A 26,995-nucleotide genomic window follows, 5' to 3' on the forward strand; every position below is an offset into this window, starting at 1 on the left:
TGTCGTCCATCCGTCATAAGCCCGCCACCTGCGCAGCCGAAAGGCGGCGCCGACCCTTATCGCATGACAGGCTCGGTTGGCCATGCTTTCCCTGGGAAAGCCGCGGCCGTCGTGCTCATAAAGGCCCCGGAGACGGACCGTGAAAAGAACCTATCAACCCAGCAAGCTGGTTCGCAAGCGCCGCCACGGCTATCGCGCTCGCATGGCGACCAAGGGTGGCCGCAAGGTCATCGCCGCTCGCCGCGCCCACGGCCGCAAGCGCCTGTCGGCCTGACGAGCCCTGGCGCGTGACGACAGCGCGCGGGTTCGGGAAGACGGGCCAATCGCCATGCGCCTCGCCCGCCTGACGCAACGCAAAGAATTCCTGGCGGCGGCCGAACACGGCCGCCGTTTTCGTTCGTCCGCCTTCATGGCGCAGGTGCGCGACGCCGCGCCCGATGAGCCCCGCAAGGATGGCGAACCCGTGGCCTTGAGGCTCGGCCTCACCGCCTCGCGCAAGACCGGCAATGCCGTGAAGCGCAACCGCATCCGCCGGCGCCTGCGCGAAGCGGCCAAACAGGCGCTCGCCAGCCAGTCCGAACGCCCCTGCGACATCGTGGTCGTCGCGCGCTCCGACGTGCTGACCGCGCGATTTAAGACGCTCGTCGCCGATCTTTCGATTGCCATCGACCGGGCAAAGCCTCACAAGCCGCGTGAAGCAACCTTTGCCGACAGGCGCCGCCCGCATCCCAAGCGCGGCACGCCTGCGCAAGCCTGACCCCGTCGCGCTCCTGCCGGACCAAGCGAGATCTGTTTCCGACCATGATGAAAGAAGACAACCGCAATCTGCTTCTCGCGATCGTCATGTCCGTGGTCGTGCTGCTCGGCTGGCAGTTCTTCTACGGCGTGCCGCAGATGGAAAAGCAGAAGCAGGCCGCGCAGCATAGCCAGCAGGCCCAGAGCCAGCAGGCGCCCGCGACCGGCACCGCCCCGGCCCCTTCCACGCCCGGCCAGCCCGCAGGCTCGGCCGCGCCCGGCGTTGCCGCGACGCAGTCGATCGGCACCCGCGAGCAGGCGCTGGCCGCGAGCCCCCGCATCAAGATCGATACGCCCAAGATCGCCGGCTCGATCTCTCTGACCGGCGCGCGCATCGACGACGTCTCGCTCAAGGCCTATCGCGAGACGGTCGACCCGAAGAGCCCGATCATCGTGCTGCTTTCGCCGGTCGGCGGCCCGGACGCCTATTATTCCGATTTCGGCTGGGTCGCTGCGCCCGGCACGACGGTCACGCTGCCGAACGCCACGACGGTCTGGACTGCCGACAACCAGACGCTGACCTCGGCCAAGCCGGTGACGCTGAGCTGGGACAACGGCCAGGGCCTGACCTTCAAGCGCGTCATCAGCGTCGACGACAATGCGATGTTCACGATCCGCGACGAGGTCGAGAACAAGGGCGCCGCCGCCGTGACCCTGTTCCCCTATGGCCAGATCGTCCGCCAGGGCAAGCCGCATACGCTCGGCTATTATGTGCTGCACGAGGGCCTCGTCGGCTATCTCGGCGAGCAGGGCCTGCAGGAATACACCTACGACAAGCTCGACAAGGAGCCGCTGCTCTCGCCGGGCACGACCGGCAAGACCTGGAAGGATGCCGTCGGCGGTTTCATCGGGATCACCGACAAGTACTGGGCCGCCGCGGTCGTCCCCGACCAGCAGCGCAAGTACGAGGGTCGCTACTCCTCGGTCCAGACCGGCACCGGCCGCACCTATCAGGCCGATTTCCTCGGCGAGGGCATCGCCGTCGCGCCGGGCGCCACGGCCTCGTCCAATGCCCGGCTGTTCGCCGGTGCCAAGGAAGTCGCGGCGATCAACGGCTATGAGGAAAGCCAGCAGATCAAGCGCTTCGACCTGCTGATCGACTGGGGCTGGTTCTATTTCTTCACCAAGCCGCTCTTCTTCGTGCTCGACTGGATCTACAAGCACATCGGCAATTTCGGCGTCGCGATCCTGATCGTCACGGTGCTGCTCAAGGGCCTGTTCTTCCCGCTCGCCAACAAGTCCTACGCCTCGATGGCGAAGATGAAGGCGATGCAGCCGGAAATGACGGCGATCCGCGAGCGCTACGCCGACGACAAGATGAAGCAGCAGCAGGCTCTGATGGAGCTGTACAAGACGCAGAAGATCAACCCGGTCGCCGGCTGCTGGCCAGTGCTGCTGCAGATTCCGGTGTTCTTCGCGCTCTACAAGATCCTGTTCATCACCATCGAGATGCGGCACGCGCCGTTCTTCGGCTGGATCCACGATCTCGCGGCGCCGGACCCGACGAACCTGTTCAACCTGTTCGGGCTTCTGCCGTTCACGCCGCCGACCATGCTGCATCTCGGCGCCTGGCCGCTGATCATGGGCGTGACGATGTTCATCCAGATGAAGATGAACCCGGAGCCGCCGGACCCGGTGCAGAAGATGATGTTCACCTGGATGCCGGTGTTCTTCACCTTCCTGCTCGGCTCGTTCCCGGCCGGCCTGGTGATCTACTGGAGCTGGAACAACCTGCTCTCGGTGACCCAGCAGGGCTACATCATGAAGAAGAACGGGGTGAAGATCGAACTGTTCGACAACCTCAAGGGCATGTTCGGCAAGAAGAAGCCGGCGACTGCCGGCGGCGCGCCCAGCCCCGCCAATACCAACAAGAAGTGAGAGATCGAAGGGCGGGGTTTCCCGCCCTTCGCTTTTGAAGGTCCTCGACCCGATGCCATTGCCCGATCCGAACACGCGCCACCCGATCCCCGGCTGGAAGGGCACGGCCTTCCTGAAGGCGGTGGTTGACCATCCGCTGATCGCGGTCGGCGACTACAGCTACTACGACGACTCGCGCGGGCCGGAGCATTTCGTCGCCCGCTGCGTGCGCTACCATTTCGACTTCATCGGCGACCGCCTGATCATCGGGAAATTCGTCGCGATCGCGCAGGCCGCACAGTTCATCATGAACGGCGCCAACCATCCGATCGGTGGCTTCTCGACCTATCCCTTCCAGATGTTCGGCCTCGGCGATCCCGAGAGCCTGAAGCGCCCCGGCCCGAACAACCGCGGCGACATGGTGATCGGCAACGATGTCTGGATCGGGCGCGAGGCGGTGATCATGCCGGGCGTGACGATTGGCGACGGCGCGATCATCGGCACGCGGGCACAGGTGACCAAGGACGTGCCGGCCTATGCGGTGGTCGCCGGCAATCCCGGCCGCGTCGTGAAGATGCGTTTTGCGCCGGAGATCGTCGCCAAGCTGCTGGCGATCCGCTGGTGGGACTGGGACGCCGACAGGATCGCGCGCCATATCGACGCGATCCAGGGTGCAAACATCGACGCGCTCAGCGCAGCCGTGTAGGCAGGTTTCCATGACCACATCCACGACAAAACCCTATGACGCCGAGGAGATCGAGGCCGCCCGCAAGCTCTTCGAAGGGCCGTGGGACTTCGTCTGGGCCTCGACCAGGATCGATGACCTGCCACCGATGGTCGGCCAGGAGATCGCCTTCGCCGGGCGCTCCAATGTCGGCAAGTCGAGCCTGATCAACGCGCTGACGCGGCGCAACGCGCTGGCGCGGACCTCGCATACGCCCGGCCGGACGCAGCAGCTCAACTTCTTCCGCCAGGTCGAGCACGAGGAGCCCGCCGGGGCGGGATCTCAAGGCAGCAAGCGCTCGCGCGAAAAGCCGGTTCCGGTTTATTCTCTCCATGCGCCGACCATCGTCGACATGCCCGGCTACGGCTATGCCGCCGTCGGCAAGGAAAAGGTCGCGGCCTGGACCCGGCTGATCCACGACTATCTGCGCGGCCGCGCCAACCTGATGCGCGTCTATGTGCTGATCGATGCCCGCCACGGCATCAAGGATGTCGACGGTGCCGTGCTGGAGACGCTCGACAAGGCGGCCGTGTCCTACCAGGTCGTGCTGACCAAGGGCGACGCCCTGAAGCCGGCCGACCAGACATTCATGACCGAGGCCACGTTCGACGAGATCAAGCGCCGCCCGGCCGCCTTCCCCGAGGTGCTGCTGACCTCCAGCGAGACCGGCGCCGGCATGCCGGAATTCCGCGCCGCGATCGGCCGGGTTCTGGCGGAGCGCGCTTGAACGCCATGACCGCGACGCGCATCCATCTGGCCCTTGCTGCCCTGATGGGCTTCGCCGGCGTCGCCTTGCTGGCGGCTGCGGCTCATGTCGCGGTCGATCCCGGCCACGTGCAGACCGCCGGCCAGATGCTGCTGTTCCATGCTTCCGTCGTCATCGGCGCGACCGCGGCACGCAAGAGCGGGCATCTCCATGACCTGCTGGCGCGGATCGCACTCTCGGCGATCATGGTCGGGGCGGCCCTGTTCGCGGCTGATCTCGCCCGGCGCGGCTTTGGCGGCGAAGCGCTATTTCCGCGGGCGGCGCCAACCGGCGGCTGGTTCATGCTCGGCGGCTGGCTCGGGCTTGCGGTTGCCGCCGTGATGGCGAAGCGCAGCTGAACGGCGTCAGCGTTCTTCCGCGTCGGGAAAACTTCCGCTAGAAGCGCCCGCATCTGTCCTTGCGGCCGCGCGGAGCCTGCCCGAATGACCGACCATCCCAACCTGACGCCGTCGCAATCCGCCGAGCTGCTGGTCCAGGCGCTGCCGCATATGCAGCGCTACGACCAGGAGATCATCGTCATCAAGTATGGCGGCAACGCCATGGGCGACGCAGCCACCGCCGAGGACTTCGCCGAAGACATCGTGCTGCTCGAGCAGTCCGGCCTCAAACCCGTGGTCTGCCATGGCGGCGGGCCGCAGATCGCGGCGATGCTGAAGAAGCTCGGCATCCAGTCCGAGTTCAAGCAGGGCCTGCGCGTCACCGACGAGGCCACCGTCGAGGTCGTCGAGATGGTGCTGGCCGGCTCGGTCAACAAGGAGATCGTCGGCTACATCACCCGCGAGGGCGGGCGCGCCATCGGGCTCTGCGGCAAGGACGGCAACATGGTCACCGCCCGCAAGGTGACGCGCACCGTCGTCGACCCCGATTCCAAGATCGAGGAGGTCCTCGACCTCGGCTTCGTCGGCGAGCCCGAGAAGGTCAACACCACCGTGCTCGACGCGGTGCTGAAGGCCGAGCTGATCCCGGTGCTGGCGCCGGTCTGTGCCGCCGCCGACGGCCAGACCTACAATGTCAATGCCGATACCTTCGCCGGCGCCATCGCGGGGGCGCTCAACGCCAAGCGCCTGCTGCTGCTCACCGATGTGCCGGGCGTGCTGAACAAGGACAAGCAGCTCATCCCGGAGCTCACGGTCGAGGAATGCCGCCACCTGATCGCCGACGGCACCATCTCCGGCGGCATGATCCCGAAGATCGAGACCTGCATCTACGCGCTGGAAAAGGGCGTCGAGGCGGTCGTCATCCTCGACGGCAAGGTGCCGCATGCCGCGCTGATCGAGCTCTTCACCGATACCGGCGCCGGCACGATCATCCGGCGTTGATCTCCTCCCGTCATTGCGAGGCGCGAAGCGGCGAAGCAATCCAGGGGACGTAGAGCTCTACCGCCCCTGGGATGCTTCGCTCCGCTCGCAATGACGGCAGAGCGTTGCCCTTTACCGATTAAGCCCCCGCCAAGCACTTGCGGCGCAGACTCCGGCTCGCCACATCACGGAGTCCCATGACAATTCTTGCCGACACCCCTGCCGCGACCCCGCCCCTGACGGCGGAAGGCTTCGCCCATGTCGATCACTGGATCTTCGATCTCGACAATACGCTCTATTCGCATGAGAGCCGTGTCTGGCCGCAGGTCAACGAGCGCATCACGCTGTTTTTGCAGGACCTTTTTGGGCTCGACGGCCTGTCGTCGCACGCCCTGCGGCAGTATTATTACCACCGCTACGGCACGACGCTGAAGGGGCTGATGGAAGAGCATCAGATCGACCCCGACCGGTTCCTCGATTTCGCCCATGATATCGACCTGACGCTGCTCGAGCCGGACCCGGCCCTCGGGGCGGCGCTCGCGGCGCTGCCGGGCCGCAAGCTGATCCTGACCAACGGCTCGGTCGGCCACGCGAAGAACGTCGCCGGAAAGCTCGGCATCCTCGACCAGTTCGAGGATATTTTCGACATCGTCCATGCCGGCTTCCTGCCGAAGCCCGAGCGCGCGACCTATGAGAACTTCCTTGCCAAGCATTCCGTCGATCCCGGCCGTGCGGCGATGTTCGAGGATATCGAGAAGAACCTGATCGTGCCGAGCGCATTGGGCATGAAGACCGTGCTGATCATCCCCAAGACGCCCGATCCGTTCCGGGAAGCCTGGGAGCAGGCCGCCATCGATGCCGGGCATGTCCACCATGTCACGGCCGATCTCACCGGCTTCCTCAGGCCGCTCGGACGCCTCGGCGACGGGCACGGCTGAGCGAGAGGCATTTCCTCCGGCTCAGGTTCCTTCCAAAGGAAATTTCGTTCTTCTTTACGAACCCTCTGGGAGCTGATACTGCTCCTGTCCGTTATAAAGAACGGATCGAGAGTTCCATGCCGGCACCGGACAAAGCCGCAGCCAAGCTGCATCCCGAGACCCGCCTCGTCCATGACGGCATCCTGCGATCGCAGTTCGGCGAGACGTCGGAAGCGCTGTTCCTGACGCAGGGCCATGTCTACGATAACGCCGCGCAGGCCGAGGGCCGCTTCCTGAATACCGATCCCGGTTTTCAGTACGGCCGGCTCTCCAATCCGACCACGTCGATGCTCGAGGAGCGCATGGCCTCCTTCGAGGGCGCCGAGGCCTGCCGCGCCACCGCGACCGGCATGGCGGCCGTAACCGCGGCGATGATGGCGCCGGTGCGGGCCGGCGACCACGTGGTCGCGGCGAGCGCGCTGTTCGGCTCCTGTCGCTACATCATCGAGGATCACCTGCCGCGCTACGGCGTCGAGACCACGCTGGTCGAGGGTTCCGATATCGAGGCCTGGCGCAGGGCGGTCCGGCCCAATACCAAGCTGTTCTTCCTGGAATCGCCGGCCAACCCGACGCTCGAAGTGCTCGACATCGCGGCCATCGCAAAGGTGGCGAAGGAGGCTGGCGCCAGGCTTGTCGTCGACAATGTCTTCGCCACGCCGCTCTTCCAGCGCCCGCTCGAGCTCGGCGCCGACATCGTGGTCTATTCCGCGACCAAGCATATCGACGGCCAGGGCCGCTGCCTCGGCGGGCTGATCCTCGGCTCGAAGGAGTTGATCGAGGCCGATATCCAGAACTACCTGCGCCAGACCGGACCGGTGCTCTCGCCCTTCAATGCCTGGGTGATGCTGAAGGCGCTGGAGACGCTGCCTTTGCGCGTCGGCAAGCAGGCTGAGAACGCGACCAAGGTCGCCGACTGGCTGGCGGCGCAGAGCAAGCCGACCAAGGTGATCTTCCCGGGCCACAAGAGCCATCCGCAGGCCGAGATCATCGCGCGCCAGATGAGTGGCCCCTCGACGATGATCGCCTTCGAGGTTCCCGGCGGCAAGGCCGGCGCCTATCGCCTGCTCGACGCCTGCAAGCTGATCCGCATCTCGAACAATCTCGGCGACGCCAAGAGCCTGATCGTCCATCCCGCGACGACGACGCATCAGCGCTTCACGCCGGAGGTGCGCGCCGCGATGGGCGTCAGCGACGGGCTGATCCGCCTCTCGATCGGGCTGGAGCACCATGACGACCTGATCGCCGACCTGGAGCAGGCACTGGCGAAGGTTTGAACCACGGCTTTCCGTCATGGTCGGGCTTGTCCCGACCATCCACGTCTCCGCTGTTCGAAGGTCGTGTTCAAGACGTGGATGCTCGCCACAGGGGCGAGCATGACGGCGGAATTCCCACCCCTGTGGTCATCCCCGCCCGCCCCTGCTAAAGCGAAGCCGTTTTCCCGCCAAGGCTTGAGAGGCCAGCATGCGTTCGGGCGAAGTGAAGCGCCGCACCAACGAGACCGATATCGCGGTCTCGCTCCTGATCGACGGCACCGGCAAGGCCGATATCGCCACCGGCGTCGGCTTCTTCGACCATATGCTCGACCTGTTCGCCCGCCATTCGCTGATCGATCTCAGGGTCAAGGTGAAGGGAGACACCCATATCGACGACCACCACTCGGTCGAGGACGCCGGCATCGCCATGGGCGAAGCGCTTAAAGCAGCGCTCGGCACCAAGAAGGGCATCCGCCGCTATGCCGACGTGCATCTGCCGATGGACGAGACGCTGACGCGCGTCGCCGTCGACGTCTCCGGCCGGCCGTTCCTGGTCTTCCGTACGGAATTCAAGGCGCAGAAGATCGGCACATTCGACACCGAGCTGGTGCGCGAGTTCTTCCAGGCCTTCGCGATCAATGCCGGCATCACGCTGCATGTCGAGACGCTCTACGGCGACAACGCCCACCATATCGCCGAGAGCTGCTTCAAGGGGCTGGCGCGGGCATTGCGGCAGGCGCTCGATGTCGATCCGCGCGAAGGCGACCGCATTCCCTCGACCAAGGGCGCTTTGTAGGAGGCGACCATGGCATTCTACACCGTCATGACCCCGCCGCCCGATGGAAGCGACCGGCGCGAGGAGATCGAACAGGCACGGCTCGTTCCCGAGCGTTTCGCCTGGGGCGCCTTCCTGTTCACCGGCCTGTGGCTGCTGGGCAAGCGGCTCTGGCTGGCGACGCTGCTGTTCGTGCTGGTCTGGGGCCTGTTGACCTGGCTGAAAAGCCGCTTCGGCCTGCATGCCAGCGCGCTCTCGCTGATCTACTGGTCGATCGCGCTGTTCCTCGGCATCGAGGGCCACAACCTCGTCGTTCGCAAGCTGACCCGCCAGGGCTGGCGGCTCACCGATGTCGTCGAAGCCCGCAACCTGGCCGAGGCCGAGCGCCGCTATTTCGAGCGGGCTCTGGCCGGCGAAGCGGCGCTGCCGCGCGTCGAGGCAGCGCCGGCCGCGCCCGCTATGCGGCCGAGCGGCCCGCTGCCGATCATCGGGCTGTTCCCGGAGGCCCGGGGACGATGAGCCAGAGCGTCGCGATCATCGATTACGGCTCGGGCAATCTGCACTCGGCTGCGAAAGCCTTCGAGCGGGCGGGACTTGAGGCCGGCATTCCCTCGACCATCCATGTCACCAGCGACACCGCCGTCGTGCGCGCAGCCGACCGGATCGTGCTGCCGGGCGTCGGCGCCTTCGCCGATTGCAGGCAGGGGCTCGATGCCGTGCCCGGCATGGTCGAGACGCTGGAAGAGGTGGTGCGGGGCAAGGGCCGGCCCTTTCTCGGCATCTGCGTCGGCATGCAGCTCCTCGCCTCGCGCGGGCTGGAATACACCGTGACTGAAGGCCTCGGCTGGATTCCGGGCGACGTCACCCTGATCAAGCCGACGGACGACGCCCTTAAGATCCCGCATATGGGCTGGAATACCCTGCACAAGCAGGATGAGCACCCGCTGCTCGACGGCATCGAGACCGGCCCGCGGGGCTTGCACGCCTATTTCGTCCATTCCTATGCGCTGGCGGCGCAGCGCCCGCAGGACGTGCTGGCCCTGACCGAGCATGGCGGGCCGGTCACCGCGATGGTCGCGCATGGCAATGTCGCCGGCACGCAATTCCACCCCGAGAAGAGCCAGAAGCTGGGGCTGAAGCTCATCACGAATTTCCTGAGCTGGGCACCATGATCCTCTTCCCCGCGATCGACCTGAAGGAAGGCCGCTGCGTCCGGTTGAAGCAGGGCGACATGGCACAGGCCACGGTCTTCAACGATGACCCGGCGGCACAGGCCGCCGCATTCGAGGGCCAAGGCTTCCAATGGCTGCATGTCGTCGATCTCGACGGCGCCTTTGCCGGCAAGCCGATGAACGCGGCAGCAGTCGAGGCGATCCTGAAGCGCGTCGCCTTCCCGGTGCAGCTCGGCGGCGGCATCCGCGACATGAAGACGGTCGCGGGCTGGCTCGATAAGGGCATCCGCCGCGTCATCATCGGCACGGCGGCGGTGCGCGATCCCGGCTTCGTGCGCGAGGCGGCGAAGGCCTTTCCGGGCCGGGTCGCTGTTGGAATCGACGCGCGCGACGGCTTCGTCGCTGTGGAAGGCTGGGCCGAAACCTCCTCGCTCGCGGCAGCCGATCTCGGCAAGCGCTTCGAGGATGCCGGCGTCGCCGCGATCATCTACACCGACATCGCCCGCGACGGCATGCTGGGAGGTATCAACTGGGAGGGCACGATCGCGCTGGCGCAGGCCGTGTCGATCCCGGTCATCGCCTCCGGCGGCCTCGCCTCGATGGCCGATATCGAACGGCTCTGCGCCGACGACGCCGCGATCCTCGAAGGGGCGATCACGGGCCGTGCGCTCTATGACGGGCGCATCGATCCGGCGGCGGCGCTGAAGCGGCTGGCGACGGCCGGCACGGGAGCGGCGGCATGACGCTCAAGACCCGCATCATCCCCTGCCTCGACGTCAAGGACGGCCGCGTCGTCAAGGGCGTGCAATTCCTCGATCTCGTCGATGCCGGCGATCCCGTCGAGGCCGCCAAGGCCTATGACGCGGCCGGCGCCGACGAGCTCTGCTTCCTCGACATCACCGCGAGCCATGAGGATCGCGGCATCCTGTTCGACGTGGTCACGCGCACGGCCGAAGCCTGCTTCATGCCGCTCACCGTCGGGGGCGGGGTGCGCAAGGTCGAGGATATCCGCGCGCTGCTGCTGGCCGGGGCCGACAAGGTCTCGATCAACACGGCCGCCGTCACCAACCGCCAGTTCGTCAAGGAAGCGGCCGAGAAATTCGGCGCGCAGTGCATCACGGTCGCGATCGACGCCAAGCAGGTGACGCCCGGCCGCTGGGAGATCTTCACCCATGGCGGGCGCAATGCCACCGGCATCGAGGCCGTCGGCTTCGCGCGCGAGGTCGTCTCGCTCGGCGCCGGAGAGCTGCTGGTGACCTCGATGGACCGCGACGGCACCAAGGTCGGCTATGATCTCGGCCTGACGCGGGCGATCGCGGATGCGGTCTCCGTCCCGGTCATCGCGTCCGGCGGCGTCGGCGATCTCGACGATCTCGTCGCCGGCGTCGCGCAAGGCCATGCCTCGGCCGTGCTCGCCGCCTCGATCTTCCATTTCGGCACCTACACGATCGGCCAGGCCAAGGCGCATATGGCGGAAGCCGGCCTCAGGATGAGGCTGGACTGAGATGACGACCTTCACCCTCTCCGATCTCGAAGCCCGCATCGCCGAGCGTGCGAGCGCCTCGCCGGAGGAGTCCTGGACGGCCAAGCTCCTGGCCGCCGGCCCCGAGCGCGCCGCCAAGAAATTCGGCGAGGAGGCGGTCGAGGCCGTCATCGCCGCCGTGAAGGGCGACCGGGCCGAGCTGATCGCCGAGAGCGCCGACGTGCTTTATCATCTTTTGGTCGTGCTCAAGGCTCGTGATGTTGCATTGCGGGACGTCTTGAGCCAGCTTGAAGCCCGCACGGCTCGCTCCGGACTGGCGGAAAAAGCGGCCAGACCCCGGTAGCTTGCCAGTTGAGTATCGCGAGGACCGCCAGGATGCCCCTCCCTTGAACCTCGAAGCCTGGATTGCGGGCCGCGTCATGGACCAGCGCCTCATCCCGACACCGGAGCGCGACCTGGTCTCGCCCTATCGGCTGTTCTCGCGCGACGAGTGGGCACATCTGCGCGCCGACCAGCCGCTGACGCTTTCGGTCGACGACCTGACCAAGCTGCAATCGATCAACGACCCGATCTCGCTCGACGAGATCGTGGCGATCTACCTGCCGCTGTCGCGGCTGCTCTCGCTCTATGTCGCGGCGACACAAGGGTTGTTCAAGGCGACGCAGCGCTTCCTGATGGCCGAGGCCGAGCCGAAGGTGCCCTATGTCATCGGCGTCGCCGGCTCGGTCGCGGTCGGCAAGTCGACCACGGCGCGCGTGCTCAAGGCGCTGCTCTCGCGCTGGCCGAACACGCCGAAGGTCGAGCTCGTCACCACCGACGGTTTCCTGCTGCCCAATGCCGAGCTCGAGCGGCGCGGGCTGATGCAGCGCAAGGGCTTCCCGGAGAGCTATGACGGCGCGGCGATCCTGCGCTTCCTCTCGGACGTCAAGGCCGGCAAGCCGCAGGTGAGCGCGCCGGTCTACTCGCATCTCGTCTACGACGTCGTGCCCGGCGAGACGGTGACGGTCGAGCGGCCGGACATCCTGATCCTCGAAGGGCTCAATGTCCTGCAGCCGAGCCGGATGCCGAAGGACGGCACGGTCATCCCCTTCGTCTCCGATTATTTCGACTTCTCGGTCTATCTCGACGCCGACGAGAACGACCTGCACCGCTGGTATGTCAACCGCTTCATGACGTTGCGCCAGACGGCCTTCCGCGACCCGCGCTCGTTCTTCCGCAAATATGCGGAGATCGGCGAGGAGGAGGCGCTCGCCATCGCCGAGAAGCTCTGGACCGGGATCAACCTGCCGAACCTGCAGGACAACATCCTGCCGACGCGGCAGCGTGCCAGCCTGATCCTGACCAAGGGCGCGAGCCATCGCATCCAGCAGGTCGCACTGCGGCGGCTTTGATGGGAGCCCTTGGTGCGCTCGCCGCCATGGCGGGCGCGGCCTTCGTCGCCGCAACCCTGCTGCCGGCGCAGTCGGAAGCGGTCTTCGTCGGGCTGCTCGCGGCAAAATGCGTCGATCCGCTCGCGTTGTTCCTGACCGCCAGTCTCGCGAACACCGCCGGTTCGATCCTGAACTGGTGGCTTGGCCGATTGATCGCGCGCCATGGCGTCGACAGGTTGCCGGCGCGCCTGCGGCCCGATCCGAAGCGCTTCGCCCAGGCGCAGGACCTGTTCGCCCGCTTCGGCTGGCCGTCCCTCCTGCTCGCCTGGCTGCCGCTGGTCGGCGACCCTCTGACCTTCGCGGCGGGCACCCTGAACTATCCGTTCTGGCGTTTCTCCGGACTCGTCCTGATCGGCAAGGCCGCGCGCTATGCGACGCTCTGGGCGGGCTGGGCGAGCCTCGCCTGAGCCAGGCTCATCTGCGCGCATGTCATTTTTGAAAGCGGCTCGCGCCTTTCGAAAATGACACAGCTAGCATTTGCGAAACCAGCCGGGCCGGGCTACCAGCGAAGACGTTCGTTCAAGGAGATTTGACTATGAGCATTCAGCGTATCGGCGTCGGCCCGCGTATGTCCAAGGCCGTGGTGCATGGCAACACCGTCTATCTGGCCGGCCAGGTCGCGGCCAACGCCGCCGGCAAGAGCGTCGGCGAGCAGACCGCCGACATCCTCGACATCATCGACGGCATCCTGGCCGAGGCCGGCACCGACAAGACGAAGCTGCTGATGGTCAACATCTGGCTCTCCGACATCTCGACCTTCGCCGAGATGAACGCCGTCTGGGACAAGTGGGTCGTCGCTGGGGCCACGCCGGGCCGCGCCACGGTCGAGGCCAAGCTGGCTGCGCCGCAGTTCACGGTCGAGATCGCGGTCATCGCCGCCAAGTAAGCCATTCCGGAACGCCGCGCGTCCATCCGGGCGCGCGGTGCTCCCTTTCTCCGGACCGGAGCGGGAGGCAACCATCAGCCAGACCGACCAGATCGCTCCGCTTCTCGCCCGCGTCGCCGGGCGCCGCGGCATCGCACCGATGGCTCTGGCAGCGATGATTGCGGATTGGCTGCGCCGCCCCGGCTCCAACCCGCCGAGCGAAAACCTGCTCGACCGCAAGGCAGCCGACTTCGCTGCGTTGGTGAAGCGCCTTGCGATGCCGCTGGGTGACGCGGAAATCAGGCGGCTGCGGAGCGAGGCGGCAGGCGCCATCGCCGCCGGCCGCTTCGCCGAAGCCGACAAGAGCCTCGCCGAAGCCGAACTGCATGCCATCGGCGGTTCCACCGACCTGTCGGCTCTCCCGCTCGAGCGCCGGCTGCTGATCGGCGAGAACCGCGCCGACCGGGCCGCGCTCAGCTTCCTGCGCACGACGGCCGAGGCCTATCGCGAAGCCGCCGCGCGCTATGGCGAGGCCTCTGCCCTGATCGGCCTCGCCGCTGTCGACCGCAGCCGCGACGCCGCCCTGGACCAGGCGAAGGCCATGGCCCGGATCAGCGAGGATTTCGGCGGACGCGACGGCTATGACGCGGCCATAGCCGCCCTGCGCCGATTGCTCGAAGGGCTGGACAGCCTGGCCGATACCGTCGCCTTCGCCGGAGCCCAGGAAGCGCTGGCCACCGCGCTCGACAGGCTTGCAACCCTCAACGGCGACGCCAGGCTGCTCGACGAAGCCCTCGCCCATTGCCGGGCCGGGCTCGAGGATCTGCGCCATGACGAGGCACCCGCCCTCTGGCGCGCCCTGAAGCTGCGCTTCGGCAAGCTCGCGGTCATGCTCGGCGTTTCGCAGAAGGACGACAACCTGCTGGAGGAAGCGGTCGCTACCTACGCCACCGCGCTCGCCGTCTGGCAGCGCAGCGACGACGAGGCCCACTGGCTCGAAGCCGAGCACATGATTTCCCGGGCTCGCGCCACGCTCGGCCGGCGCCGCAACGACCTGTCCCTGCTCGAGCGGGCCTTCAACGGCCTCAACCGCGTCTCCAAGGCGATCGATCGCAGCCGCGATCCCCTGCGCTGGGCCGAGCTCCAGGACCAGATGGGCGGCGTCCTGGCCGCGATGGGCGAGCGCTACAGCGAGCCCGTCGTGATCGAGGAGGCGATCGCCGCCTTCGCCGCCGCGCTGGAGGAGTATCGCCAGGAGCGCGCGCCGCTGCTCTGGGCGCAGACATCGGCCAACCAGGCCGAAGCCGTGCTCCAGCTCGCGCGCCGCAACAAGGACAAGCCCCTGGCACAGCAGGCGCTCGCCCAGCTGATGGCGGCAACCGAAGCCGCTCGACAGGCCGCGAACGGCGCCACGCTCGCCGCCGATCTGCAGAAGCGGCTCGGGGCCGCCGGCGCGCTCGCGACCAAACTGATCGCCGGCTGATTCGGCCGATCCTCTGCCTCAGCGCGGGCGGCGCGCAGCCAGCCGCTCCAGCGCCGCATCGAGCGTCGCGTCACGCTTGGCGAAGCAGAAGCGGACGACATTCCTGACCGCGCCTTCGGCATAGAAGGCGCTGACCGGAATCGCGGCGACGCCATTCTCTGTCACCAGCCTGCGGCAGAAATCGACGTCGTCGCTCTCGCCGAGCGGGGCGATGTCGACATTGAGGAAATAGGTGCCGGCGCTCGGCAACACCGCGAAGCCGAGATCGCGCAGGCCGGCTGCGAAGCGGTCGCGCGAGCGCTGGAAATCGGCGCGCATGCCCTCGTAATAGCCGTCATCCTTGCCGAGGCCATAGGCCACCGCGGCCTGCAGGTTCGGCGGCGTCGTGAAGGTGAGAAACTGGTGGGCCTTGGACAGCACGCGCATGATCGCCGGCGCCGCCATGACGAGCCCGACCTTCCAGCCGGTCAGCGAGAAGATCTTGCCGGCGGACGAGATCTTGACGGTACGCTCGCGCATATCCGGCCGCCCGAGCACCGAGGCGTGGCGGTGCCCATCGAAGACGACATGCTCCCAGACCTCGTCGCAGACCACGATCGCATCATGGCGGATGCAGAAATCGGCAAGCAGGTCGAGATCGGCCTTGCCGAAGATCGTCGCCGTCGGGTTCAGCGGGTTGTTGAACAGCACGACCCTGGTCTTCGGCGAGAAGGCCTTGGCCAGCGCCTCCTCGGTCAGGCCGAAATGCGGCGGGGTCAGCGTCACGAATTTCGGGATGCCCCCGGCGCGCCGCACCAGCGGCAGATAGGCGTCGTACATCGGTTCGAACAGCACGACCTCGTCGCCGGGCGTGATCAGGGCCATCAATGCGCCGGCGATGGCCTCGGTCGCGCCCGAGGTCACCATGATCTCGCTGCCCGGATCGAGATCGAGGCCCTGCCAGTGCTTGTAATGCTTGGCAGCGGCCTCGCGCAGCTCCGGCAACCCCATCATCGGCGGATACTGGTTCCAGCCGTCGACCACCGCTTCGGCCGCCTTCTGGCGGACATCGAGCGGGCCGGGATCGTCCGGGAAGCCCTGGCCGAGATTGACTGCGCCGGTCTCGCGCGCGAGCTGCGACATCACCTCGAAAACGGTGGTGGGAAGGGCGGAGAGGATCGGATTCATTGCGGTCGGATCGGCTCGGCAAGGGCAGGAGCCTTGGCTGTAGCACGCCGTAAAGGGCCATGCATCCAGTCGGAAGCCGGCTTCAAAGGTCCTGCGAAAAATAGCGAATGATGAATGTTGACATTCGTCAGTGTTCAGTATCTATTGAGTCTCAGCCGGTCCTCGGCGGACGCCTGTTGCGACTTCGCCCCTTTGGCGCAGCAGGATGCCGCAGTGGACCGGCGAACCTTGTCAGGATGATGCAAACCGCCTCCCGACCCGCGCAGTCCGCGCCAAACTTTCCCACTCTCCTTGCGTGAAGATTGCCGCCGCCGGTTTCCGCACCTATGCGAACCGCGCTAAGCAGGCGCATGGCCCGCCCCCCCGTCCCCGCGATCATGATCCTCGGCACCGGCTCGAATGTCGGCAAGTCGCTGATCGTCGCGGGCCTATGCCGACTTTTTGCGAATCGCGGGCTGAAGGTGCGACCGTTCAAGCCGCAGAACATGTCGAACAATGCCGCTGCGACCGGCGCCGGCGAGATCGGCCGGGCGCAGGCTTTGCAGGCACGCGCCGCCCGGATCGCCCCCCATCCCGACATGAACCCCGTGCTGCTCAAGCCGGAGGGCGAGCAGGGCAGCCAGATCATCCTGCAAGGCCGCGTCGCCGGGCGCCTCTCCTCGCGCGACTTCGCCCGGCGCGGCGATTTCCTGCCGCAGGTGCTCGACAGCTTCGAACGCCTGAGCGAAGGCGCCGATCTCGTCATCGTCGAGGGCGCGGGCTCACCGGCCGAGACAAACCTGCGCGCCCGCGATATCGCCAATCTCGGCTTCGCCCGCGCTGCCAACGTTCCAGCCGTGCTGATCGGCGATATCGACCGCGGCGGCGTGATCGCAAGTCTCGTCGGCACTCATGCGGTGCTTGACGCGGACGACCGGGCGATGATCCGCGCCTTCGCGATCAACCGCTTCAGGGGCGCGGTCGAACTGTTCACGCCCGGCGTCGCGACGATCGAGCAGGCCACGGGCTGGCCCAGCCTCGGCGTCGTGCCCTGGTTCGCCGAGGCGGTCCGGTTGCCGGCCGAGGACGGGCTCGACATCCGCTCGGGCCGGAAAGCCGGAGCCCGGATCAGGATCGCCGTGCCGGTCCTGCCGGGCATCGCCAATTTCGACGATCTCGACCCGCTCAAGCTGGAAGCCGATGTCGATCTCGCCATGATCGGGCCGGGCGAGCCTTTGCCGGGCGATGCCGATCTCGTCATCCTGCCGGGCTCCAAGACGACGCTACGCGACCTCGCGGCTCTGCGCCGGGAAGGCTGGGACATCGATCTCCTCGCGCATCGCCGCCGGGGCGGGCGCGTGCTCGGACTCTGCGGCGGCTACCAGATGCTGGGCCATGTCGTGCGCGATCCGCTCGGGCTGGAGGGACCGCCGGGAGAAGCGCCGGGCCTCGGCCTGCTCGATGTCGGGACCACGCTCGACGCCGACAAGACCGTCCGCGAAGTCGATTTCGTCGATGCCGCGAGCGGAACCGAGGGCCGGGCCTACGAGATCCATCTCGGCCGGACCGAAGGCGCCGACACGGCCCGCGCGCCCTTCCGGGTGGAGGGCCGCGCCGAGGGTGCCGCGAGCCCGGACGGACGGGTCGCCGGCAGCTATCTGCATGGTGTCTTTGCGTCGGACGCGGTGCGCGGCGCCTGGCTCAAGGCCGTCGACAAGGAGCGAGCTGCGTCGGAGCTGCTCTATGAAGATGCGGTCGAAGCGACGCTCGATGCGCTCGCAGCGCATCTGGATGATCATTTCGACACGGAAACCCTGCTCGATCTGGCCCGGACGCGTATTTCCGCTGGGTAAGCGATTTCGGGAACCTCGGCTGCCTTCGCCTGTTCTCCCGGTGCGGCTTCGCGGGAGGATTGATGCACATCAAGGCAAAAGTCTTTATTCGCCATTATGTTGACGAATGATGAAATTCGTCATAACGATCAATTCTTCATCGCCTTCGTTTGAAACAACCCAGCCAACGGCGCCGTGAGCAATCCCGAACGCGATACCAGGCAGATCATCGTCGACACCGCCGAGCGCTTCTTTCGCGATATCGGGTACCAGAAGACGACCGTAGCGGACATCGCCAAATCCCTGCGGATGAGCCCCGCCAACGTCTATCGTTTTTTCGACTCCAAGAAGTCGATCAACGAGGCCGTGCTCGAGCGCTACAAGCGCGAGCAGGAAGAGGCCATCGCGACGATCGCCGACGAAGATAGGCCGGCAGCCGAGCGCCTGCGCGACATCCTCGCGACCTCCTATCGCCTGAACGCGGCCCGCTTCGCCGGCCATGCCCGGATGCAGGAAATGGTCTGCGCCGCGATGGAGGAGAGTTGGGATGCGATCATCGCCCATATCGAGCGCTTCGACGTGGTGCTGCGCCGCGTGGTCGCCGACGGCATCGCGCGCGGCGAGTTCCGGCCGATGGAGCCGGCCCATGCCACGGGCTGCATCCGCACCGCGATGATCCGCTTCATGCACCCGCTGCTGATCACGCAATGTGAGTGCATTCCCGGCCCGAACGCGGATGAGATGATCGCCTTCGTGCTCAGCGCGCTGGAAGCCCGGCCCCAGGCCCGCTGAAGCCCTTTCGCGTCTCTCCGAAGCGGGCAGGCGCTCCAGTTTTTTGCTTTGTCGCATTTTCTTCACGCGAATCGGTATCCTCTTCGCTCGAACATGCTCCAGCCGATCCCGGCCCAACGCGTTGACAAGCCGCCGAGGGAGCGGGATACCGCCCGGACATGGCCATCCTGCCCAAACAGAATCTCAAGAAGCTCGCCGTCGTCCTGCATGACCTCGCGGTCACGGCGCTGGCGATCTGGCTCGTCTTCGTCGTCCGCTTCGAAGGCGCGCAGCTCATCGAGCACCTGCGCTATCTGCCGCGCTTCCTGCCCTTCTTCGTGGCCTATGCCGGGCTGGTCTACTGGCTGTTCTCGCTCTACCGCTCGAAATGGCGCTTCGCCTCGCTGCCGGACCTCTCGAACATCGTCAAGGCGGTTTCCGTCCTGACCGTGACGCTGCTGGTGGCCGATTATGTGCTGGTCGCGCCGAATTTCTACGGCGCCTTCTATTTCGGCAAGATCTCGATCGCGCTGTACTGGCTGGTGCAGGTCGCGCTGCTCGGCGGCCCGCGCCTCGCCTATCGCTATTTCAAATATGCGCGGTCGCGGACCTCCGCCGTGCGCGAGGCGAGCCTGCCGGCGCTGCTGCTCGGGCGCGGCGTCGAGATCGAAATGGTGATCCGCGCCATGGAGGCCGGCACGATGCGGCGCCTCCGGCCGGCAGGCATCCTGTCGCCCCGCCCCGACGATCTCGGCCAGTCGATCCGCGGCGTGCCGGTGCTCGGGCTGCTCGCCGATATCGAGCGGGTCGCAGCCGAAGCGATCGAACACGGCGAAGCCTACCGCCGGATCGTCGCGACCCCTTCCGCCCTGCTGCCGGAAGCGCAGCCGGAGAAATGGCTGGCGCGCACGCGCAAGCTCGCCTTGCCGATCTCGCGCATCGACAGCCTGGGCGAGGGCGTCCGCGACACGGAAGTCGCGCCGCTCGAGATCGAGGACCTGCTGGTCCGCCCAACCGCGACGATCGATCGCGAAAGGTTGGGCTCGTTCCTGAAGGGCAAGCGGGTGATCGTCACCGGCGGCGGCGGCTCGATCGGCTCCGAGATCTGCCTGCGTTGCGCCGCCTTCGGCGCGGCCGAACTGCTCGTCGTCGAAAGCTCGGAACCCGCCTTGTTCCAGATCACCGAGCAACTCTCCATCCAGGCCCCGGATACCGCCGTCTCCGGCGTGCTGGCCGATGTCCGCGACCGCGAGCGGATCATGCCGCTCTTCGCCGGTTTCCGGCCCGATATCGTCATCCATGCCGCCGCGCTCAAGCACGTGCCCTATCTGGAGGCCGACTGGAGCGAGGGCATCAAGACCAATATCTTCGGCTCGGTGAACGTCACCGACGCGGCCGTTGCCGCCGGCGCCCGGACCTTCGTGCTGATCTCGACCGACAAGGCGATCGAGCCCGTCTCGATGCTCGGCGCGACCAAGCGCTTCGCCGAGATCTACGCGCAGTCGCGCGATGCCGAACTCACCGCCGCGGATTCCGGCATCCGCCTGGTCGCGGTGCGCTTCGGCAACGTGCTGGGCTCGGCCGGCTCGGTGGTGCCGAAATTCAAGGCACAGATCGCCCGGGGCGGACCGGTCACCGTCACCAGCCCCGAAATGATCCGCTATTTCATGACGATCCGCGAGGCCTGCGACCTCGTGCTGACCGCTGCCTCGCACGCCCGCGCCGGGGATGCCGAGGTTGAGCGGGCGGCCGTCTACGTGCTCAAGATGGGCCAGCCGATGCGGATCATGGATCTGGCGGAGCGGATGATCCGCCTCGCCGGCTTCGAGCCGGGCGAGGATATCGAGATCATCGTCTCCGGCGTCAGGCCGGGCGAGCGGCTGAACGAGATCCTGTTCGCCCGCGACGAGCCGATGGCGGAAACCGGGCTCGACGGCGTGATGGCGGCCAAGCCGATCTTCGCCGGCCGCGCCAGGATCGAGGCCTGGCTGGCGCAGCTCCAGGCAGCGGTGAAAGCCAATGACCAGGAAGCGGCCCATGCCGTGCTCGACGAGGCGATCCCGGATTTCAGCCGGCGCGACTCGAAGCGGCCAGACGCGCCAGCGCCGCCTTCGTCTGAACCTGCGGCTGCCAGCCAGCGCTGAGCAGGCGCTCAGGCCGGGCGACAAGGCTTCCCGCCAGCTTGAGGAAGGTGTCCTCGCGGCCGGCAAGACGCGCCAGCCGGCGCAACCAGGCTTCGGGCATCGGCAGCAGGGAGGGGCCGCGCCCCAGCCCGGCGCGCATCGCGGCCAGCATGTCGGAGACGCTGATCGGATCCGGATCGGATAGCGCATAGCTCTGCCGCGCCGGGCAGGCCGGATTCAACGCGAACAGGATGGCACCGGCGAGATTCTCCACGGCGAGCAGCGAGCGCGGCGCCTTCAGGCCGCCGAAAGGCAGCGGCACCGGCAAGCGCGCCAGCTTGAGCAATGCCGCCATATTGGCCTTCACGCCCGGCCCGTAGATCAGGACCGGGCGCAGCGCGACCCAATCGAGATCGAGCGCGGCAAGGCCCTGTTCCGCCGCGAGCTTGGAGCGGCCATAGGCGTCGCCGGGCGCGGGCTGCATATCCTCCCGCAGGGGCGGGCCGTCGAAGGCATCGGTCAGCGCCTTGATCGAGGAGAGGTAGACGAAGCGCCGCACGCCGGCCTTTTCGGCGGCGCGGGCGAGTTCCAGCGTCGCCTCGGTGTTGATGCGCCGGTAGAGCGCCTCGTCGAGGCCCGGCCCGGCATGGGCGAGGCCGGCCATGTGCACGACATAGTCGACGCCATCCAGGGCCGCGCGCCAGTCGACCGGCGATATCAGATCGCCGGTCACGATGGCTTCCGTACCCGAAGGGGCTGGTTGTGCCATGCGCTGGGCCAGACGCGGGCGATAGCCGGCCCGAATCAGCGCCGCGACGACATGGGGCCCGACGAAGCCGCTCGCGCCGGTGACGAGGACGCAGCCCTCAGCCATGCCGCGGGCCTGTCGCGAAGCGGCGCAACAGCAGGCCGGTGAGCAAGGCGGCGACGGCCAGGCAGGCGAACTGGACCGGCAGGGCGGGCCAGATCAGCGAACCGCCCGCGATGACGGCGAGCCCGAGATTGAGCAGGGCGACCCGGCCGACCACACCCGGCACGCTGAAGCCGTTCGTCGTCGCCTGCTGGTAGAAATGCGAGCGATGCGCCTCCCAGACCTTCTCGCCGCGGGCGAGGCGCCGCAGCAGCGTGATCGTGGCGTCAGTGATGTGATAGAGCGGCAGGATCAGCGCGGCGGCGAAAGCGCCGGTGCCGGCCAGCCGATAGAGCAGATAGGCGGTGAGAAGGCCGATCGGCAGCGAGCCGACATCGCCGAGGAATAGCCGCGCCACCGGCCGGTTGAACGGCGCGAAGCCGAGGAGGCCGCCGCAGAGCCCGGCGGCAAGCCAGCCCGTCACCGGATCGATCGTGCCGGTCATGCCGGCAAGCGCGAGCGTCGCCGCCAGCGGCACGATGCCGGCGACGGTGATCCAGTCGAGCCCGTCCATGAAATTGACGAGGTTGACGAACCAGACACCCGCCAGAAGCGCCAGGGCACGCTCGACCGGCAGGGGCAGCAGCTCCGGGAACAGACGCAGCTCCGGCGCGGCGCGAAGCAGCACGAAGCCGACGCAGGCCGCCTGCAGCACGAGCCTGACGCTCGCCGGCAGCGGGCGGATATCGTCCCAGGCGCCGACGGTGCCGAGGCCGGTCACGGCAACAGCCAGCATCAATACCGGGCGGATCGCTTCGCCCTCGACCGGCGCCAGCCAGAGTGCCGCCGCCAGCGCGAGGAAGGTGCCGGCGAGAACGGCGATGCCACCGCCCTGCGGAGTCGGGATCTTGTGGCTGGAGCGCGCATTCGGCCGTGCCAGCGCATAGCGCAGGAGGAGCGGGCGCAAGGCCACGCACAGCACCGCCGCCAGAACGGCGGCGGCAGCACAGATCAACAGAGGGCGAAGCACGCTTTCCAAAGTGCCCGCACCATAGTCGAGGCGGCGCAAAAGCCTAGAGGGCGCGCCGCCCTACGGTGTGAAACGGCTCTCTGAAGCGGCTTCCGGGCTACTGCCTGAAGCCGATCAGAACGCCGTCGGCGCCAAGCTGGAGCTGCAGCCCCTGGCGTCGCGTCGCGAGCTTGAGCGTCACGCCCTTGTCGTTGCGCAGCCAGGTGGTTCCACGGCCGGCGGCGCCGACGGCCCAGCCCTCCTTGAGCTGGACATAGGCCCCCGCGAAGTCGGACCTGCGGTGCAACCCGTAGACCGTGCCCGAGGCGACCGAGCGCGAAGCGCCGATCGAGCCGATGCCGAGCCCGCCCACCGTGATCGGGTAGGAGCGGCCCTGGAAACGCAGCGTCCCGCCGCCGGCTTCGCCAGAGGCGATGAAGCCCGCCTGAACCTGTTCGAGACGCACGGTTCCCGTCGCCGGGCCGAGCGAGCGCTGCTGCGCCATCGCCGGCGAAGCCAGCATCAGAACGGCGGCGAGGGTGGTGGTTGTCTGCCTGATCGTCATCATATCCTGCTCCTTGCGCCGAACCGGCGGCTCAAAGCATCGGACCAAATACGATATTCGGTTCGATGATCTGGCAGACCAACCCGCGAAACGGCGATTCGATCCCGCAATGGGAGCGACATTGCAGCGGATCGGAATCGCGGGCGGAGAACTCCGGCGCAGCGGCGGCCTGCGTGCCGCCAGGTCACGGCAGAGCGTCAAGGCTGCAACGTCAAAAGGCCACAATGAGGCGCTAACAATGCCCGATCGATCACGTGATTCGACTGGCCCGCCGCAACAGGCGCGTTGCCCGACTTTCCACCTCTTCGACAATCGAACGCCGCTTTGCGGCACGCTGCCGCCAGCATTCCGCCCGGCAGCCTTACAGGCAGCGCGGCTAGGCCGCGCGCCACTGGAACGACATGAAAAGCAAAATCCGACACGACCACAACAAGACGCAGCCCCCTGGCCCATCGGTCTTGGGACCTTCGCTGCCGAAATCCGCCCCGAACTGGAAACCCGAACCCTGCGGCCTGTCCCGCGAGGAGTTGCGCAGGATCGTCGCGCGGATCATGGGCTGAGAAGAAAGCCATGCACCTCGATCATCCCCGGCTGCCGGCGACCCGCCGGCGCAATCGAACGGAGAAGCCGGCAGGTTCCGATCTGCAGGCACGCCATGACCGCGCCGCGGCCCTCGCCCGGGGGTTCGAAGCGGCGGGCGACAAGGTCGCCGCGGAACGCTTCTATCAGCAGGCCGACCACTTTCGCCGCCTGTTGAACGGCAAAGCCTCGCAGCCCGGAACTGCGGTCATCTGAAAATTTTCGAGAAGGGGCCTGGCCCATCGGGATTTTGGAGCGGGCGATCGGGATCGAACCGACGACATTCAGCTTGGGAAGCTGACGTTCTACCACTGAACTACGCCCGCATGCCCTTCACGCTGGCGAAGCAGCGCGCGGCAGGCCCGCGTTCATAGCGGGTCCGAGCCCCAGTGTCATCCGGGAATCGCCGCAGGCAGCCCCGATTGCGCGGAAGCGCATCAGGCCGGCGCCTCAGCCCTTGAGATGCTTGGAGGGCTTCAGGGCCTGGCCTTGATAATTGGACTTCAGATCGGCGCCTTAGAGCGCCTCCCGACGGGCCGCCATGCTCTCATAGACCAGCCGGCCGACGATCTGGCCGTCCTCGATGATGAAGGCACGTCGCGGGAGCGGACTTCGAGCACGGCCCGCGCATCCTGGCATGCGCAGATAGGTGGTGCCCTGCTTCGAGATGCACCCCAGCACTGTTTTGCCGCCGGTGCTGTATCGTGGTGGGACGAGACCGAGCAGCATGATAAAGCGGGCGGCGGGCTGCCGGAGATGGCCGGAAGCGGGCCCTGGGAACCTCCGCTTCCGGATATGCTGTCCTCCCCGGCTCAGGCACCGTTCTTGATTAGCTCACGCGCGATGATGGTACGCTGGATTTGGTTGGTGCCTTCGTAGATCTGGGTGATCTTGGCGTCGCGATAGAGCCGCTCGACCTCGAAGCCGCGGATATAGCCGGAACCACCGAAGATCTGTACGGCGTTGGCCGTCTGCGTCACGGCCATGTCGCTGGCGAAGCACTTGGCCATCGAGGAGGCGGAGGTTGCAGGTCTGCCGTGGTCGATCAGCAAGGCCGCCCGCTCGACCAAAGCACGGGCGGCTGCGATGTCCTTGGCCATGTCGGCCAGCATCCATTGCAGCCCCTGATTGTCGAGGATCGGCTTGCCGAACTGGCGCCGGTCGCGGGCATAGGCCAGAGCCGCCTCCAGCCCCGCCTGGGCGATGCCGACCGCCAGCGAGGCGATGCCGACGCGACCCTTCTCCAGAACGCTCATCATGATGTGGAAACCGCGTCCCTTGGGGCCCAGTAGGGCCTCGCGCGGCACGGTGACGTCGTCGAAATTGAGCGCGCCGACCTGGCTCGCGCGCTGGCCCATCTTGTGCTCCTTCGGCCCGCGCGAGACGCCCGGTGCATGGAGATCGACCAGGAAGATGCTCATGCCGCGATGGCCGGCGGCGGGATCGGTCGAGGCCAGCACGAAGCCGAGATCGGCGACCGGCGCGTTGTGGATCCAGAGCTTGCCGCCGTCGATGACGTAGCCCTCGGCCGTCTCGCGCGCCATGGTGCGGACATTGGAGAGGTCGGAACCGGCTTCGGCTTCCGTCAGGCAATAGGCCACGCGGGTCTTCCCAGAGAGAATGTCCGGCAGACGCTTGAGTTGTTCGGGCGTGCCGTAGCGGGTCAGCAGGGTGCCGATCAGCTCGACGAGGCCGCACTGGTCGGCGACGGAAGCATAGCCGCGCGACAATTCCTCCATGACGATCGAGTAGGCGAAAGTATCAAGCCCGGCGCCGCCGTGTTCCTCCGGCACGGTGATGCCGAACAGGCCGAGCTCGCCCATGCGGGCGTAGATCTCGGCGGGAAAGGTCTCGTCGCGGTCGAGATCGGCGGCGGCGGGCTTCACGACGTCCTCGGCGAAGCGCCGGGCGGTCTCGCGGATCTGGTCGTAGATCTCGGCGTCGAGCAGAGGGGCGTGCATGACTTGCTTTCTCCTCAGGCGATGCCGTTGAGGGCGCATAGATGCGTCATCCGGCGTGTCGCCATTTCCGGATCGACGAACAGCCCGGCCTTGTCGGCGAGGCGGAAAAGATCGGCATAATGCAGGATGCCGCGCGCCGACTCGGCGCCGCCGACCATGCGGAAATGGCTCTGGAAGCCGTTGAGCCAGGCCAGGAAGACCACGCCGCATTTGTAATGCTGCGTCGGCGCCTCGAAGAGCCGGCGCGACAGCGCGACCGTCGGGTCGAGGATACTGCGGAAGCCCGCCTCGTCGCCCGCTTCCAGCTTCGCAAAGGCCGCCGCGGCCGCCGGGGCGATCGGGTCGAAGATGCCGAGCAGCCCGTGCGAAAAACCCTGCGCATCGCCGGCGATGAGCTCGGCGTAGTTGAAGTCGTCGCCGGTATACATGACGACGCCCTCGGGCAGGAGGCGGCGCATCTCGATCTCCTTGCTGGCGTCGAGCAGCGAGATCTTGATGCCGTCGATCTTGGCGGCGTGCTCGCGGATCAGGGTGAGCACCGTCTCCATCGCGGGCGTGAAGTCGCGGCTGCCCCAGTAACCGGTGAGGGCGGGATCAAACATCTCGCCCAGCCAATGCAGGATCACCTTGCCGCGGCACTGCTTGAGCAGGCGACCATAGACCGCGAGATAGTCATCCGGCCCTTTCGCCACGCGGCAGAGCGCCCGGCTCGCCATCAGGATGATCTTGCCGCCATGCTTCTCGACATGGCCAATCTGCTCTTCATAGGCGCGGATGACGTCGTCGAGGCTGCGGGCATCCTGCGGAGCGAGCTGGTCGGTGCCGGCGCCACAGGCAAGATCGGCGCCCGGCGTCGCCTTGGCCTCGGCCAGCGAGCGGGCAATCAGTTCGGCAGCGTTGGGCCAGTCCAGACCCATGCCGCGCTGCGAGGTGTCCATCGCCTCGGCGATCCTGAAGCCGAGACCCCAGAGATGATGACGGAAAGCCAGAGTCGCGTCCCAATCGACGGCCGGCTCGCGCCAGGGATCGACCAGCTTCAGCGGGTCGGCGACGACATGGGCGGCGGCATAGACGGTGCGAATGCCGTTGGCCTTGGCCGTCTTCGGAAAGGGCGAAGGCGGCACCAGCCTGTAGCGCTCGCTGCTGCCGTCCATGCGGGGCAGGTTGATCTCGACCATCGCTTCCTCCCATGAATTTATTGGAACGTTCCAATTAAGAAACGCGTTCACAGCCTTATACAGAGCCATAAAACGCTTTGAAAGAGTGATGTTGCATGTCGCT

The 26,995-nt window shown here is 66.9% G+C and carries 29 protein-coding genes, 1 tRNA gene and 1 pseudogene; 23 read left to right on the forward strand and 8 right to left on the reverse strand.

Annotated elements, in window-relative coordinates:
* Positions 1 to 139: 139 nt before the first annotated feature.
* The 19 genes from rpmH to ACWIEX_RS22155 all read left to right on the forward strand — a co-directional run bounded on the left by rpmH (position 140) and on the right by ACWIEX_RS22155 (position 14,878).
* A complete protein-coding gene (rpmH, locus tag ACWIEX_RS22065; RefSeq protein ID WP_038364779.1) occupies positions 140 to 274 on the forward strand; it encodes a 50S ribosomal protein L34 in 135 nt (44 codons plus the stop codon).
* A 54-nt stretch (positions 275 to 328) separates the two neighbouring features.
* Positions 329 to 757, forward strand: a complete 429-nt coding sequence (gene rnpA, locus ACWIEX_RS22070; protein ID WP_454035089.1) for a ribonuclease P protein component — start codon at positions 329 to 331, stop codon at positions 755 to 757.
* A 47-nt stretch (positions 758 to 804) separates the two neighbouring features.
* Positions 805 to 2,673: a membrane protein insertase YidC gene (yidC, locus tag ACWIEX_RS22075; protein WP_454035267.1), complete on the forward strand. Its 1,869-nt coding sequence runs from the start codon at positions 805 to 807 to the stop codon at positions 2,671 to 2,673.
* A 52-nt stretch (positions 2,674 to 2,725) separates the two neighbouring features.
* Positions 2,726 to 3,358, forward strand: coding sequence for a CatB-related O-acetyltransferase (locus ACWIEX_RS22080; RefSeq protein WP_454035090.1), 633 nt, complete (start codon positions 2,726 to 2,728; stop codon positions 3,356 to 3,358).
* A gap of 10 nt (positions 3,359 to 3,368) precedes the next feature.
* Positions 3,369 to 4,103, forward strand: a complete 735-nt coding sequence (locus ACWIEX_RS22085; protein ID WP_454035091.1) for a GTP-binding protein — start codon at positions 3,369 to 3,371, stop codon at positions 4,101 to 4,103.
* Between the two features lie 5 nt (positions 4,104 to 4,108).
* Positions 4,109 to 4,480 (forward strand): DUF423 domain-containing protein, encoded by a 372-nt coding sequence (locus tag ACWIEX_RS22090; RefSeq protein WP_454035268.1) that lies wholly within the window; start codon positions 4,109 to 4,111, stop codon positions 4,478 to 4,480.
* Positions 4,481 to 4,564: 84 nt separating this feature from the next.
* On the forward strand, positions 4,565 to 5,461 hold the full coding sequence (gene argB, locus ACWIEX_RS22095) for an acetylglutamate kinase (protein WP_265057111.1): 897 nt from the start codon (positions 4,565 to 4,567) through the stop codon (positions 5,459 to 5,461).
* A gap of 176 nt (positions 5,462 to 5,637) precedes the next feature.
* Entirely contained in the window at positions 5,638 to 6,378 is a 741-nt protein-coding gene (locus tag ACWIEX_RS22100) for a pyrimidine 5'-nucleotidase (RefSeq protein ID WP_091857458.1), read from the forward strand.
* 116 nt (positions 6,379 to 6,494) lie between these two features.
* The gene (gene metZ, locus ACWIEX_RS22105) at positions 6,495 to 7,691 is read left to right on the forward strand and encodes an O-succinylhomoserine sulfhydrylase (protein WP_454035092.1); all 1,197 of its coding nucleotides are present in this window, start codon (positions 6,495 to 6,497) and stop codon (positions 7,689 to 7,691) included.
* A 187-nt stretch (positions 7,692 to 7,878) separates the two neighbouring features.
* Positions 7,879 to 8,466 (forward strand): imidazoleglycerol-phosphate dehydratase HisB, encoded by a 588-nt coding sequence (gene hisB / locus ACWIEX_RS22110; RefSeq protein WP_454035093.1) that lies wholly within the window; start codon positions 7,879 to 7,881, stop codon positions 8,464 to 8,466.
* A gap of 9 nt (positions 8,467 to 8,475) precedes the next feature.
* Complete coding sequence (locus ACWIEX_RS22115) at positions 8,476 to 8,964, forward strand: DUF2628 domain-containing protein (protein ID WP_454035094.1); 489 nt, start codon at positions 8,476 to 8,478, stop codon at positions 8,962 to 8,964.
* Positions 8,961 to 9,617: an imidazole glycerol phosphate synthase subunit HisH gene (hisH, locus tag ACWIEX_RS22120; protein WP_454035095.1), complete on the forward strand. Its 657-nt coding sequence runs from the start codon at positions 8,961 to 8,963 to the stop codon at positions 9,615 to 9,617. The genes ACWIEX_RS22115 and hisH overlap by 4 nt, the downstream gene beginning before the upstream one ends.
* Complete coding sequence (gene hisA, locus ACWIEX_RS22125) at positions 9,614 to 10,360, forward strand: 1-(5-phosphoribosyl)-5-[(5-phosphoribosylamino)methylideneamino]imidazole-4-carboxamide isomerase (RefSeq protein ID WP_454035096.1); 747 nt, start codon at positions 9,614 to 9,616, stop codon at positions 10,358 to 10,360. The genes hisH and hisA overlap by 4 nt, the downstream gene beginning before the upstream one ends.
* On the forward strand, positions 10,357 to 11,121 hold the full coding sequence (gene hisF, locus ACWIEX_RS22130) for an imidazole glycerol phosphate synthase subunit HisF (protein WP_454035097.1): 765 nt from the start codon (positions 10,357 to 10,359) through the stop codon (positions 11,119 to 11,121). Before hisA ends, hisF begins: the two co-directional genes overlap by 4 nt.
* Position 11,122: 1 nt before the next feature.
* Positions 11,123 to 11,443: a phosphoribosyl-ATP diphosphatase gene (locus ACWIEX_RS22135; RefSeq protein ID WP_454035098.1), complete on the forward strand. Its 321-nt coding sequence runs from the start codon at positions 11,123 to 11,125 to the stop codon at positions 11,441 to 11,443.
* 76 nt (positions 11,444 to 11,519) lie between these two features.
* Entirely contained in the window at positions 11,520 to 12,491 is a 972-nt protein-coding gene (gene coaA / locus ACWIEX_RS22140; protein ID WP_454035269.1) for a type I pantothenate kinase, read from the forward strand.
* A complete protein-coding gene (locus ACWIEX_RS22145) occupies positions 12,491 to 12,937 on the forward strand; it encodes a YqaA family protein (protein WP_454035099.1) in 447 nt (148 codons plus the stop codon). Before coaA ends, ACWIEX_RS22145 begins: the two co-directional genes overlap by 1 nt.
* 128 nt (positions 12,938 to 13,065) lie before the next feature.
* Entirely contained in the window at positions 13,066 to 13,416 is a 351-nt protein-coding gene (locus tag ACWIEX_RS22150) for a RidA family protein (protein ID WP_454035100.1), read from the forward strand.
* Between the two features lie 37 nt (positions 13,417 to 13,453).
* Positions 13,454 to 14,878 (forward strand): hypothetical protein, encoded by a 1,425-nt coding sequence (locus tag ACWIEX_RS22155; protein WP_454035101.1) that lies wholly within the window; start codon positions 13,454 to 13,456, stop codon positions 14,876 to 14,878.
* 18 nt (positions 14,879 to 14,896) lie between these two features.
* Here the strand turns inward: ACWIEX_RS22155 and ACWIEX_RS22160 are convergent, their stop codons facing one another.
* The gene (locus tag ACWIEX_RS22160) at positions 14,897 to 16,045 is read right to left on the reverse strand and encodes an aminotransferase (protein ID WP_454035102.1); all 1,149 of its coding nucleotides are present in this window, start codon (positions 16,043 to 16,045) and stop codon (positions 14,897 to 14,899) included.
* A gap of 350 nt (positions 16,046 to 16,395) precedes the next feature.
* On the opposite strand from ACWIEX_RS22160, the gene ACWIEX_RS22165 reads away from it, so the two are divergent.
* From ACWIEX_RS22165 to ACWIEX_RS22175, 3 genes are all read left to right on the forward strand, one after another.
* Positions 16,396 to 17,877 carry a cobyric acid synthase gene (locus tag ACWIEX_RS22165; protein WP_454035103.1) on the forward strand — a complete coding sequence of 494 codons (1,482 nt, stop codon included), beginning with the start codon at positions 16,396 to 16,398 and terminating at the stop codon, positions 17,875 to 17,877.
* Positions 17,878 to 18,051: 174 nt separating this feature from the next.
* Complete coding sequence (locus ACWIEX_RS22170; protein ID WP_454035104.1) at positions 18,052 to 18,648, forward strand: TetR/AcrR family transcriptional regulator; 597 nt, start codon at positions 18,052 to 18,054, stop codon at positions 18,646 to 18,648.
* A 167-nt stretch (positions 18,649 to 18,815) separates the two neighbouring features.
* Positions 18,816 to 20,771: an SDR family NAD(P)-dependent oxidoreductase gene (locus ACWIEX_RS22175; RefSeq protein ID WP_454035270.1), complete on the forward strand. Its 1,956-nt coding sequence runs from the start codon at positions 18,816 to 18,818 to the stop codon at positions 20,769 to 20,771.
* Here ACWIEX_RS22175 and ACWIEX_RS22180 read toward each other — a convergent pair.
* The 3 genes from ACWIEX_RS22180 to ACWIEX_RS22190 form a co-directional block, all read right to left on the reverse strand.
* Entirely contained in the window at positions 20,695 to 21,624 is a 930-nt protein-coding gene (locus tag ACWIEX_RS22180; RefSeq protein WP_454035105.1) for an NAD-dependent epimerase/dehydratase family protein, read from the reverse strand. The two genes, ACWIEX_RS22175 and ACWIEX_RS22180, sit on opposite strands and share 77 nt — an antisense overlap.
* Positions 21,617 to 22,630, reverse strand: coding sequence for an MraY family glycosyltransferase (locus ACWIEX_RS22185; RefSeq protein WP_454035106.1), 1,014 nt, complete (start codon positions 22,628 to 22,630; stop codon positions 21,617 to 21,619). Before ACWIEX_RS22185 ends, ACWIEX_RS22180 begins: the two co-directional genes overlap by 8 nt.
* Before the next feature lie 97 nt (positions 22,631 to 22,727).
* Entirely contained in the window at positions 22,728 to 23,177 is a 450-nt protein-coding gene (locus ACWIEX_RS22190; RefSeq protein WP_142114243.1) for a hypothetical protein, read from the reverse strand.
* Positions 23,178 to 23,744: 567 nt separating this feature from the next.
* Here ACWIEX_RS22190 and ACWIEX_RS22195 point away from each other — a divergent pair.
* Entirely contained in the window at positions 23,745 to 23,969 is a 225-nt protein-coding gene (locus ACWIEX_RS22195) for a DUF4167 domain-containing protein (protein WP_454035107.1), read from the forward strand.
* A 35-nt stretch (positions 23,970 to 24,004) separates the two neighbouring features.
* Here the strand turns inward: ACWIEX_RS22195 and ACWIEX_RS22200 are convergent.
* The 4 genes and pseudogenes from ACWIEX_RS22200 to ACWIEX_RS22215 form a co-directional block, all read right to left on the reverse strand.
* Positions 24,005 to 24,079: transfer RNA gene (locus ACWIEX_RS22200), tRNA-Gly, on the reverse strand.
* Between the two features lie 310 nt (positions 24,080 to 24,389).
* Positions 24,390 to 24,488, reverse strand: a pseudogene (locus ACWIEX_RS22205) (transposase); the annotation flags it as partial.
* Positions 24,489 to 24,565: 77 nt separating this feature from the next.
* Positions 24,566 to 25,714, reverse strand: a complete 1,149-nt coding sequence (locus ACWIEX_RS22210) for an acyl-CoA dehydrogenase family protein (RefSeq protein ID WP_454035108.1) — start codon at positions 25,712 to 25,714, stop codon at positions 24,566 to 24,568.
* Positions 25,715 to 25,728: 14 nt separating this feature from the next.
* Complete coding sequence (locus ACWIEX_RS22215; RefSeq protein WP_454035109.1) at positions 25,729 to 26,892, reverse strand: dihydrodipicolinate synthase family protein; 1,164 nt, start codon at positions 26,890 to 26,892, stop codon at positions 25,729 to 25,731.
* Positions 26,893 to 26,995: the final 103 nt, after the last annotated feature.

It is taken from the genome of Allobosea sp. NPDC055353 (assembly GCF_053644975.1).